The sequence below is a fragment of the Flavobacterium sp. genome (assembly GCF_003525665.1).
Taxonomy (GTDB): Bacteria; Bacteroidota; Bacteroidia; order Flavobacteriales; family Flavobacteriaceae; genus Flavobacterium.
In genome coordinates this window covers 13,913-14,224 of record NZ_DQDX01000014.1, presented here as the reverse complement: position 1 = coordinate 14,224, position 312 = coordinate 13,913, and the positions used below count along the sequence as shown (strand labels likewise).

Below are 312 nucleotides of genomic sequence, written 5' to 3'. Positions count from 1 at the left end.
CATTACGCCTTCCGGATTTATGGTTACGCCAGTTCCATATTTCTGTGAATTGGCAATGACAATCATTCGTGCAATGCATTCTATTGTTTGATTATTTACTTCTATTTTGGCTGAAAATGGTTCTTCTAATTCGGTTAAAGTTGTAATTACTTGTAAGGCATAACCCAGTTTTCCTCGAGTAGAACCGTTTTCATAATTTTTTACCAACTCGGCATTCAATCCCAAATCACTTAAATGAATACTTTTCTTTCCGTTGATAGAAATCATGTCCATTTCCATAAAATGATTATGAAAAGCAATCTCTAAATTTTC

At 33.3% G+C, this 312-nt stretch carries 1 protein-coding gene; it reads right to left on the bottom strand.

Features of this window, described 5'->3' with window-relative positions:
* Nucleotides 1–312, bottom strand: a 312-nt coding sequence (locus DIU01_RS00860) for a diacylglycerol kinase family protein (RefSeq protein ID WP_367221605.1), incomplete at both ends; no start/stop codon positions are given.